A 10875-nucleotide genomic window follows, 5' to 3' on the forward strand; every position below is an offset into this window, starting at 1 on the left:
AGCCATTACGGGTATGTCATATCTCCCATCCGAGATTCAAACCTTTGGAACCATACAGCAGCCATTTAAAACCAGAGGGTACAAACCATATGATCCCGGTACAAACAGTATCACGATTGGGGTTGGAAGCAGATTTAATCTTGGAAATGGATACAGCATGACGGTACAGGAAGATTTTGTCTGGGGCGAGGGCTATGGAAACGGAAGCAAAGCAGATGATGAAAGATGTAATATGATAATCGGGGGATTAAATACCCTGATACATTTTGCGGACCAGCAGTATTTTTCCAGTATGACAGATCCATACACTGATTATATTTTAGACTTTCTTGCGTCCCAGGGAGTGGATACCAGCAGAGAATTTGTGATAAACGGGACACATTGCGAACTGGTAAATGGGAAAATAAGTGAAGTTGGTAACGATTATGTGGTGCCTAGTTCCATTCAGCAGAAAGCAGTGAAAAGATACAAAGAAAGTATGTCACAGCTTTTGAATGGCGGAACTTGGTATAGATGGTCATAAAAGTAATAGATCACTTGGACCGTTATGGAGAGTGAATAGGCGATGGTGAAATGTGAAAGGAACTGATATGAAAATATTTCAAACACCTTCTTACGATAGGTTTTGTTTATTCGAAATGGAAAGAAAGAGTAAAGATTTCAGAGGTATGGATGACAATGTTGCTTATAAAAATAAGCAGATAGACAATGTAGAAATATCGAATGAAGGAAGGCGGGCATTGCGGGAAAAATTAAGAGAAGTAAAGCCAAAAGTTGAGGAACCGATAGGATATGAATTAACAATACAAGATACAAATGAGGTTGAATGGGAACATTATACTTCAATGAGAGAATATAGTGGACTGACGTTAAAAGACGGAAAATACAATCTAGAAGATGTGATGAAGTCTATGATGGATGCTTATGAAACACGTTACAATTATATTGTGAAAGAACATGAGAATGGAGAACGTCAGGTTTCTTATGACCTCACAGGAGAAAATTCATTAACACTTGATGAAGATTTGGCAGGTTTAGACAGGGCATATAATAAGCGATTAGCAAATCTGGCGGGATATATTGTATGTCAGCAGACAAATGACGGTTCTAAATTCTTTCAAACAACTAATGTGAAGAAGAATACAGCAGAACAAAAAGAATATATAGATACTGCGGTATCCATGATGGAGAAAGCACAAAAAAGATTTTTAGAAATGCGTGAAGAACCGAAATACACAGCAGGAATTGCAAAGAGTGTAATTTGGGATATTATGAGTAGCGATAAGAACTTTATGGAAACGACTCAGAGGTTATTTGCTAAAACAATATATCACAATACTTAAAAAAATATTTTCTAGAGACATGAAAGGCTGTTTAATGTTATAAGAGAATGTTGGCAGTTGTTATGAGACTTATATAAGGTAGGAGATAATATGGTTACTTATATATTTATAAATCACTTGGACCATATAAGGAAAGTGATTGCAAATTCCGAATGACAGAGGAATATCAACGAAAAAATGCAATGGAGGAAATGCAATGGGTATAACAGGCGTAGGAAGTTCTTATAATTTTGTTTATAACACAAAAACAGGTAAGCTATCTACAAAGGATGGCAGTAAAAATGAATTTGTTGATTTTTGCAATGGAGATGTAAAGGGAGAAGATACAGAGACACTGAATCATTTTGATGAGCATACAAGATATCAGTTTACAAGAATGCTGTTTGCATATGGAACCGGAATGACCGGACAGAATCCTTTTGCCAATGATGAGAAAGTCGAGATTACAGCGGATATAGACAGTGCAACCCATACTTCCTTTTATGTGAATGGGCAGAAAGCGTTTACGGCAATTACGGGTATGTCATATCTCCCATCCGAGATTCAAACCTTTGGAACCGTACAGCAGCCATTTAAAACCAGAGGGTACAAACCATATGATCCCAGTACAAACAGTATCACGATTGGGGTTGGAAGCAGATTTAATCTTGGAAATGGATACAGCATGACGGTACAGGAAGATTTTGTCTGGGGCGAGGGCTATGGAAACGGAAGCAAGGCAGATGATGAAAGATGCAATATGATGATAGGTGGTCTGAACTCCCTGATACATTTTGCGGATCAGCAGTATTTTTCAAGTATGACAGATACATACACCGATTATATTTTAGATTTTCTTGCGTCACAGGGAGTGGATACAAGCAGAGAATTTGTGATAAACGGGACACATTGCGAACTGGTAAATGGGAAAATACGTGAAGTTGGTAACGATTATGTGGTGCCTAGTTCCATTCAGCAGAAAGCAGTGAAAAGATACAAAGAAAGTATGTCACAGCTTTTGAATGGCGGAACTTGGTATAGATGGTCATAAAAGTAATAGATCACTTGGACCGTTATGGAGAGTGAATAGATTCCGAATGACAGAGGAATGAAAATAATTGGAGGTTGAGATGATGCAATCAATATCAAGTTATATTAATCCCAATACAAGAGCACTTACATCTAATTATAAAAATACAGTTATTAAAGATAAGGAAGCATATAATGGGGCGATGTTGCAGCACTTACTAAATCCGGTAGAGGATCTGGCACAAGCGTTAAAAACACCAATAAAATTGGCGAAGAGTTCGTCACTTAGCAGACAGAATAATTCTGTTAATATTGCGGAAGGGCAAAGAATCCGTGTTAATGGAGGTCATGTGCTTACGGTTACGGCGCATGGAGTAGAGGTTTCTGGTGGAGATAATCCGTATGATACACAATCATATGTAAAAGCACAGAGAATGGCAGATGCATTGGCATCCATGCTGCGAAATGCAGGTGGGACAATGACTACTGTAGCACATTCAAAGGAGGAATATGCCCGGTATACAGAGGGAATTACGGATGTTATGTCTTATCTGGGTGTAGACACTTCCAAAGATTTTACGGTCAATGGTATGAAATATAGCAAAAATAAAGATGGTTGGTATGAGTCAGAAGCGAACAGTGATGCGCAGGCGGCATATGAACAGTTAAAAGCGAATAACAGAACCTACCAGTTTGCAGATGAAAAGACCAAAAAGCAGATTGCTTATATTAGCGATTATTACCTTCAAACAGTGCCGGAGAGTGTAAAAGCGGCGTGGCAGGAAACTTTAGAAGAAACGGGGGTTAATCCATTTCAGACGGATGTAACCAGTACATTAACGCAGTTATCTGTAGAGCAGGATTTTCTGACAGGTGGTGATGACAATATTTTTGGTGAAACGAAAGAAAGTTGTTTAGCAGCTATCGACAAAGTATTGGAGAGAATAGAAAATCCGTTGGCAGCGGTTACAGAGGAAAGGGCAGCATATCTGCAGCAGGAAAAAGAATTTTATACCGTACTGGCATCTAAAATAAGAGAATAAAATGCCGGGAGGAATTTAAAAAATGATTGGAAGTATAGGAGCGGAGAGCCGTTATTCAACAGGTTATAACAACCTAAAACCAAATCGGAACCAGAATAAGTGGGCTGACACTTTGGCTCAGACGGTGGATAAGGAGGATATTAGCAGTAGAGCGGATATCAATCGTGCTAAGAAAAGTACAGTGATGGATTCTTATCTGGCACTGTCAGGAAAAACGATAAATACTTTGAAACAGGAATATTCAGAGTACGAATCCGAAAATTATAGAATCGTACCCGATAATGAAGCTGAATGTTTTGATATATACAATAAAGACGGGGAGCGTTTGGGGGCATTTTCCTATTCTGATATAAAAATAAGACAGGATGAAACAACAGGAAAGCAGTTTTTGATTTCTGAGCATGGAACGATGAGTTACGATGCCCTGGTATTAGATGATGAATTAAAAGATGCATTGCAGAATGTAATGGATAAAGATTCGCTGGATGTGGAGACTTTGCAGGGATTTACATTAAATACACATTCAGGTACCGGCATCCAGTATTTAGTAAAAGACGGTGAGGAAGGCAGAGGTGGCAAGGTTCTTCTGCAAAATGAAGCGGATTGGAAGAGGTATGAAGAATTAGCGGAGATGTATTTTGACAAATACCCTAATTTAATTGAGAGTCGGGAAGAAGGTTTTATCTGGGCTGATTTAGAGATTAGAGGAATGGCAAAACGGACAGATCAGGGAATTATATCCATAGGAGCTGATGGAATGTCATACAGTGACAATGAAAATTATAAAAACAATTGGAGTGTCCGGTTTTCTGGTTCTATGTATGAAAAGCTGTATGAATGGCTTCAGAATAACAAGGATAGCATGGAGGAAATCCATAAATTTTCTACATGGCAAAAGGTTTTTGACGAAATTGGTGGAACGTATGAAAGAGTCTGGTCGAAAGAAGAACTGGATCAGGGATATTTGAATAATTGAAAGAGGTGACAATATGAAAATATTTAATTACATGAATAATACGAATTCAATAATGGAAAAAAATACTGATAAAGTACAGAAAGGAAATAGTCAGACAAACGAAAAACATACAGTGGGGCAATCAGTGAAGCTTTCGATTTCTAATGAGGGATTGGAGTATTATCGTAATCGTATACAGCAGAGTGGACAGGAAAAATATGATGATGTGGTTCAAAGAAAGGAACTGTTAGCGAGTAAAAAAATCAGTGATATTGATTATAGTTATGAAATTCAAAAGAAGGCAGCACAGCAGAATCAAAATGTTGATACAGGAAAAAGTGCCTTAAATATTACTGACAAGGCAAATAATTATGTTAAAGCATACGCAGAATTATATGATGAAATTGTGAAGGGCTATGAAAATGGAACCAGAGAAATATATGTAGCTGATGAAAATGGACCTCGTAAGCTTACAAAGGATGAAGAGTTAAGCAATTTAGATGTAGCATATAAAAAAACAGTGGATGACTTTGTGACAATGGAGACAACCAATCAGCATGCCCGTGGAATTATTGGTGAAGAAATGAATAAAATTTCAAAAATTACCACAAGGTCAACTTTGGCATCGGCTTACATTGAGGAGCAAAAAACCAGGGGAAAGGACGAAATCCCAGAAAATTTAACTGAGAAAATGTATGGTGCAATTACCTCATTTAAGGAGAAATATACAATGATTCAGCCTAATAGAGAGCAGTTATTGATGAGCATTAAGATTTGATGATGTTAGTACTATGATTTACAAATAAAAATAGTAATTACATATCATATTGAGGCTGAGAGAAATTAAATATCCAAGTCGTTCAATATAATAGAAATTATTTTAAGTTTCAATAACAGGGAGGTAGGATTATGGCAATTACAGGTATCAATAACAGCAGTTGCACATCGTATTATGCTTCAAATTACAAGAATACTGTTAAAAAAACAGATAGTGAAAAGGATAGTACAAATACAAAAGACGGCAACGTGACAACAAGTACAGTTGAATTAAAAACATCACGTCCCGGTGTGACAAAAACAGAGCAGATTAAGACGGGGTATAGCAATGTAAATGATTATTCAAAATACTTGCAAGGAAAATACCATTATATGAATACGGGAACGACTTCAATGCAAGGGGTTCCGACAACAGTATCCGTTTCAAGTGCATTTTTACAGAAGTGTATGAATGATCCAGAAAAAGCAAAGTATCTGGAGGAAAACTTAGCAGCCATTCCAGATTGTGCAAAAAGTGCGGTGAATGGATGTTTGGGCACTTTGACAAATCTGAGTTATATGATTGATGCAAACGGAAATATTTCGGTGGCAATATCTGGTACAAATGATCCAGATGGGAAAATAGCGAAAGAGAATGCTGAACGAAAAGCAAAAGAGAACAGAGAAAAAGAGGAAAAAGTAAAAGAGAAAAGAGCTGCTAAAAAAGCAGAGGAAGAAAAGGCTGCAAAGAAACGTGCAGAAAAATCGGCAGAAGGAAAAGAAACGGGTGATTATACCTTATCCGTAACTGGTAATGATGTAAAAAGTATGACACAGAGCCTTGTAGCAGAATCTGTGAGTATTTCTGCACCTGATAGATCAAGTTTTGATATTAAGGCATAAGAGGATTCGATAAAAGGAAAATATCAAATTGGTGCATTGGATGGCATCACCAGAGAGTAGAGTGGCAGAAAGTCAGTAGATATAAATCGTTTTATTGGTTCATTGAGCAATGACAGTGATGTAGATTACCTGAAAATAGATGCAGGTTCTTTGACATCGAGCAAGATAGATAAAGAAGTATAGAAAGTGTGGACTAACTTAAGGAGGTTGCTATGAAAGTTCAAGGAAATAGGTATATTAATAATCCAGAGATGATAAAAAATAAGGTTGAGAAGAAAACAACTGTTCCTCAGAATATTATTTCGGAGGATGATGTGAAAATCAGTGATTCAGCAAGAAAGTTAGTTGAGACTGCTCGTAATAAGGTATCGGATTTTCATACAATGCATTTTTCATCTATTATGGGAGAGATAAGAGAGATACCAGCAGAATATAAATGTGAAAATTTATTCAAATTAGATTTGAAAGCAACTTCCATTTCTGGAGAACAAAGTGCGTTTGAAGGCTGTTCGGAAAATCAGTCAGAGGTTTTTGAAAAATGGCTGGACGAAAATGCTTCTGAATATTTGACAGAAGATGAAATGAAAGATTTAAAAGAGAAGATTAATGCAATGACAGCAGATGTAGATTCTTTGAATGCTCAGGAGGGATATAGAGGAACTTCTTATGAATCTGTATTTTTGTTAAGTGCAAGTGAAGCTGGGCTAAGGAAAGTAAATGAAATGTATGTTCCAGAGCAATTTCAAGCTGGTTTTTCAGACATGATTGACGAATATGTTCATTTTAATGATTCAGCACGTAATTCCATCATGGAGAGAATGACACCAGATTACATGGTTGTTGGAATTGGAAGCAAAACAGAATCTTATAAGTACAAGTCAGAAATAATCTCAGATGAGACAGCTTTTTATACAAATGAGAAGAAAGAGATAAGTGGTATCTGCAATCAGTTTTTAAATGGTAAAACAGATCAAAAATTATTTTGTAATGAGATGAAAGACCGTTTAAATGATTACTATGGAAGCAGGTATGAATTAAGGAATCAGCCAGAAGCTGTTGAAGGCAGAGTAAATAATATGCTGGACAAATTGCAGCATATGTTTGGCGTTTAATGTTGAAAAAGGGTTTGGAGACTAGCTATGAAGACAGTAACAGATGTAAACACAGTAAACCAGCTGTTGACATATTCAAAGCAGGCAGAGGCAGGAATACACCAAAAAGCAATACAGATGTTGCTTGGAGCAGGAAATAATAAAAAACAGGACAGTTTAAGTATTTCTGATGCTGCACGAGGCTTTTCAAAGCAATCAATAGCTGCACTGATAGATAAAAATGCGAATATTTCTAACAGTGAATTGGCTTATTATTTTGCAAACTATAATAATTCAAGTGCTATTTTGGATGCAATCAATTTTGGGGAGAATGTTTCCTGTGGATATAATTCTGATTTTAAGGAGTACGGGGTTATTTCCTTTGACCTTAATGGGAGCAGACAGGTAGTACCTAATTATGCAGTACCGAAAATGAATACAAGCACCATGTCAGGCATTTGTGCTGCAAATAATTCTTTGGTATTAAGTAATAAAAGTTATTATTCATGGACAACATCAAGTGGCGGTAAATATACATGGACGGTCAACAATGGAAGGATAGGCTGGGCAGCCTCGGAATCGTTGCTTGCAGAGAATACAAATCAAAAAGGAACAAATTATAAGTGGGAAATGTGTAAGGCAGGCAATATCCTGTCTGATCTGGCACAGGGAAAGAGTGTGTGGGGGTATCTCTACAGCAATGAGGAGGTATTGTCCGTCTGTGAGAAAGTCGGGATTTCTCCGGGATTCTTTTCTATAGATGCGGGAGCAGGAAAACACACTTATTTATTGCAGGAATCAGGAAAGACCATAAATGTTGACGCAAAGATAAAACAGTTAAATGATATAAATTGGATAGAAATCGGATATAAAGAAGGAGATACGTTTTCCGTTTATGGTAAAGAGTATGCTATTGACAGCAGTGGGCATATCAATGTTTCGGCAGAAGATGAATTTACATCAACGGAAATTAAATATCCAAGTCGTTCAATATAATAGAAATTATTTTAAGTTTCAATAACAGGGAGGTAGGATTATGGCAATTACAGGTATCAATAACAGCAGTTACACATCGTATTATGCATCAGGTTACAAGAACACGGTTAAAAAGGCAGCTTGTGATATTCAAAAAACAAAGGAAAATTCACAGGTGAGCAAAACAGAAGAGAGTCAGGAAGATTATGTAAAAAAATTGCAGGAAAAAAATCCTCAAATAGATATTGTGGCAGGAAGTTCGGATAAAAATGTAAAAACAGCTAATCGTACAGGAAAAACAGATGTGAGGATTGCTCCTGAGATTTTAAATAGGATGATGAGTAATCCAGAGGTTGCCACAAAATATGAAAATATGTTGTCAAAAATTCCAGCATTAGATAGATGGGCTGACTCAATGATTAAATCAATGACTGGTAGTGAAGTTAAGTATCGTCAGGTATGGATAGATAAGGATGGTAATATGGGCTCCATGGTTATTACAGGACCAAGCGAAGAACAAAAAAAGGCTGATGAAGATAGAAAAATTGAGAAAAGGAAAGAAAATGAACAAAAACTTGCAGAACGGAGAGCTGAAAGAAAAGAGAAGATGAAGAAAATTCAGGAAGATAGACGCACAATATTTGCAATTGGTACGGATATGAAAAGCATTACAGAGAATGTTGTAGCACAGGCAGTAGGTACAGCTCCATCTATCGGAGGAAGTTGTAATGTTAAGGCATAAGAGGATTTGATAAAAGAAAAATATCTAATTGGTGCATAGGATGGCATCACCAGAGAGTAGAGTGGCAGAAAGTCAGTAGATATAAAGTTATAGATAGATTTATTTATGAACCGTGAGGTGGATTTATGGGAATCTCTTTTTCAAATATAGGAACAGTTGGAAGGGAACAGTTAATTACTTCTGGTAGTAATGGAGAACCAAACTGGTCTTATATTCCATCGAAAGGAAATAGTACAAGAACGCAGACTGAATTTGTGAGTGAGATTAAGAAACTGGCACAAAAGGCTGCCAATGCTACTGATAAGACAGAACAAGACGCTATTTCAAGGCAGGTATTGCAGTTAAGGGCAGAATATTTGTCAGAGGTTGCACCGGATAGAAAGCAGTTATACCAACAGGCAAAAAGTGCAATGAAAAATCAAAATACCAATCCAAAATGTAAAGGGATCGGAGAATTAACCTTACTGGATTTTTTGGAACAGGCAGAGGGAAAAAATCAGAATCTTGCGGACAAGCAGATTGCACTGGCAGGGGGCGGAACATTAAATTTCACTATTTTAACATCAGGAGGTTATGGTGTTCAAATTCAGAGTCAGGGTGTCAATGTATTGTCAAATACCGGTGCTGGCTGGGGATACGAAATGACTCCGGCAGAACTTACAAGAAAAGATGAATTTTATTCCATTTACTGGAAGGAATATAATGCCGTAAAGAATGGTATGAATTCTGAATTAAAAGAATTACCGGATTATCTGGAGAAAAGACCAGTTTTTGAAGCGAAAGCCTAATGATAATAATGCAATTCAAATAAAAAAGGGGTATTGATATATGCAGATTAGTTCCAACTATTCTATGAATGGTGTGCCATACGAAAACAGACGCAGACAGGATAATATTCCTCAATTTAGTACAGAACATACCGAACAGGAAAATGAGAGTATAAATCCATATATGGCAGATGTGGATTTTAACGAAAAAGCATTTGATATGATTGGTCCGAATACTCCGCAGGAGGTAAAAGATGCATGGATGGAAGCAGCAAAGGAAGTAAATGCGAATGGTATGGGAATAAAGAAAAACGGAATGTTGAGCCATATATCACAGATGATGGTACAAAGGCTGAATAAGCAGATGAAGGGTGAGGTCGATGTGGATAACATCGACATTTTGGGAAACACAACAGAATCTGCAATTCAGGCAACGAAACAGGCTTTATATAATTTAGACCATCCACTGGAATATGTCCCTAAAAGCATAGAAGTTCAGAGGGCTTGTATGAAAGAAAGAGAATTCTATGTTGCGTTTCTGGAAAGATTGGAAAAGTTATAATTGACTGGAACAGAAACGGAAAATGACAACGATGAGACATATATATAATTATTTAGGAGGGACATAAATGGCAGGTATAAATGTGAATGGTATAGGAAGAAATCCGTATGCTGACAGTTACTTAACTTCTGCAAAAAACAGAAGTAATACTACATCAAAAGATACTTTTGTAAATGCGGTGAAGAAAGTAGAGGAAAGTAAAAATTCAGCGGATACAAGTAATGTGATGTATCCGGGAGATGTGACGATTGATTATCCACCTCGGATAAACAATGCTGTAAACAATAGCGTGGTTTCTGAAAAATCAAAGGATGAGATGTCACTGGATGAGTATAAACAATGGGTTATGAATCAAATATCCCAATATCCCGTAAGCGGATGGGTTCGTTCCACATTTTCTTCAGGGTCGATTGTGATTAATGAAGAAGCTTTTGAAAGAATGAAAAATGATCCTGAATATGAGAACTATGTTTTGAACAGAGTTCGTTCAGCATATTCCGTTCAAGGCTTGCCGGTAGGATCAAATAATGTTAGTTTTGATGTTATTGGAGCGTCACCAGAAGAATGTTACGGTTATGCAGGTCCAGTAGGAAAGAGTGGATCAGAAACAGCGAATGACGGAGAATCTTGGTGGGAGAAGCGCCACGAAAGAATGGAAGAACTTATGAAAGAACAGGAAAAGGAAGCAGTAAAAAGAGCACAGGCAAGACGAAAAGCTGTACAAAACGAA

At 37.0% G+C, this 10875-nt stretch carries 13 protein-coding genes; all 13 read left to right on the forward strand.

The window, feature by feature from the left end:
- On the forward strand, positions 1-523 hold a 523-nt coding region (locus DW650_RS18325; protein WP_118210776.1), incomplete at its 5' end, for a hypothetical protein.
- Between the two features lie 52 nt (positions 524-575).
- Positions 576-1343 (forward strand): hypothetical protein, encoded by a 768-nt coding sequence (locus DW650_RS18330; protein WP_055225148.1) that lies wholly within the window; start codon positions 576-578, stop codon positions 1341-1343.
- Between the two features lie 196 nt (positions 1344-1539).
- Entirely contained in the window at positions 1540-2373 is an 834-nt protein-coding gene (locus tag DW650_RS18335) for a hypothetical protein (protein ID WP_118210770.1), read from the forward strand.
- Between the two features lie 79 nt (positions 2374-2452).
- Positions 2453-3394: a hypothetical protein gene (locus DW650_RS18340; protein ID WP_243095824.1), complete on the forward strand. Its 942-nt coding sequence runs from the start codon at positions 2453-2455 to the stop codon at positions 3392-3394.
- Between the two features lie 22 nt (positions 3395-3416).
- Positions 3417-4370, forward strand: coding sequence for a hypothetical protein (locus DW650_RS18345; protein WP_015568070.1), 954 nt, complete (start codon positions 3417-3419; stop codon positions 4368-4370).
- Positions 4371-4383: 13 nt separating this feature from the next.
- Positions 4384-5127: a hypothetical protein gene (locus tag DW650_RS18350; protein ID WP_055216937.1), complete on the forward strand. Its 744-nt coding sequence runs from the start codon at positions 4384-4386 to the stop codon at positions 5125-5127.
- A 131-nt stretch (positions 5128-5258) separates the two neighbouring features.
- Entirely contained in the window at positions 5259-6008 is a 750-nt protein-coding gene (locus DW650_RS18355; protein WP_117841223.1) for a hypothetical protein, read from the forward strand.
- A 212-nt stretch (positions 6009-6220) separates the two neighbouring features.
- Positions 6221-7120, forward strand: a complete 900-nt coding sequence (locus DW650_RS18360; protein WP_118111264.1) for a hypothetical protein — start codon at positions 6221-6223, stop codon at positions 7118-7120.
- 27 nt (positions 7121-7147) lie between these two features.
- Positions 7148-8095 (forward strand): hypothetical protein, encoded by a 948-nt coding sequence (locus DW650_RS18365; protein WP_118210771.1) that lies wholly within the window; start codon positions 7148-7150, stop codon positions 8093-8095.
- A 40-nt stretch (positions 8096-8135) separates the two neighbouring features.
- Entirely contained in the window at positions 8136-8816 is a 681-nt protein-coding gene (locus DW650_RS18370) for a DUF6033 family protein (RefSeq protein WP_118210772.1), read from the forward strand.
- Positions 8817-8941: 125 nt separating this feature from the next.
- Positions 8942-9604: a hypothetical protein gene (locus DW650_RS18375; RefSeq protein WP_118210773.1), complete on the forward strand. Its 663-nt coding sequence runs from the start codon at positions 8942-8944 to the stop codon at positions 9602-9604.
- 40 nt (positions 9605-9644) lie between these two features.
- Positions 9645-10145 (forward strand): hypothetical protein, encoded by a 501-nt coding sequence (locus DW650_RS18380; protein ID WP_118210774.1) that lies wholly within the window; start codon positions 9645-9647, stop codon positions 10143-10145.
- A 67-nt stretch (positions 10146-10212) separates the two neighbouring features.
- A partial coding sequence (locus DW650_RS18385; RefSeq protein ID WP_118210775.1) for a hypothetical protein occupies positions 10213-10875 on the forward strand: 663 nt, incomplete at its 3' end.

It is taken from the genome of Roseburia sp. AM23-20, assembly GCF_003470905.1.
In the GTDB taxonomy this organism is placed as follows: Bacteria; Bacillota; Clostridia; order Lachnospirales; family Lachnospiraceae; genus Roseburia; species Roseburia rectibacter.

Excerpts from the sequence above, each read along its gene's own strand:
- DW650_RS18335 (WP_118210770.1), top strand. The coding sequence starts at position 1,540 with ATGGGTATAACAGGCGTAGGAAGTTCTTATAATTTTGTTTATAACACA.
- DW650_RS18340 (WP_243095824.1), top strand. The coding sequence starts at position 2,453 with ATGATGCAATCAATATCAAGTTATATTAATCCCAATACAAGAGCACTT.
- DW650_RS18345 (WP_015568070.1), top strand. The coding sequence starts at position 3,417 with ATGATTGGAAGTATAGGAGCGGAGAGCCGTTATTCAACAGGTTATAAC.
- DW650_RS18350 (WP_055216937.1), top strand. The coding sequence starts at position 4,384 with ATGAAAATATTTAATTACATGAATAATACGAATTCAATAATGGAAAAA.
- DW650_RS18355 (WP_117841223.1), top strand. The coding sequence starts at position 5,259 with ATGGCAATTACAGGTATCAATAACAGCAGTTGCACATCGTATTATGCT.
- DW650_RS18360 (WP_118111264.1), top strand. The coding sequence starts at position 6,221 with ATGAAAGTTCAAGGAAATAGGTATATTAATAATCCAGAGATGATAAAA.
- DW650_RS18365 (WP_118210771.1), top strand. The coding sequence starts at position 7,148 with ATGAAGACAGTAACAGATGTAAACACAGTAAACCAGCTGTTGACATAT.
- DW650_RS18370 (WP_118210772.1), top strand. The coding sequence starts at position 8,136 with ATGGCAATTACAGGTATCAATAACAGCAGTTACACATCGTATTATGCA.
- DW650_RS18375 (WP_118210773.1), top strand. The coding sequence starts at position 8,942 with ATGGGAATCTCTTTTTCAAATATAGGAACAGTTGGAAGGGAACAGTTA.
- DW650_RS18380 (WP_118210774.1), top strand. The coding sequence starts at position 9,645 with ATGCAGATTAGTTCCAACTATTCTATGAATGGTGTGCCATACGAAAAC.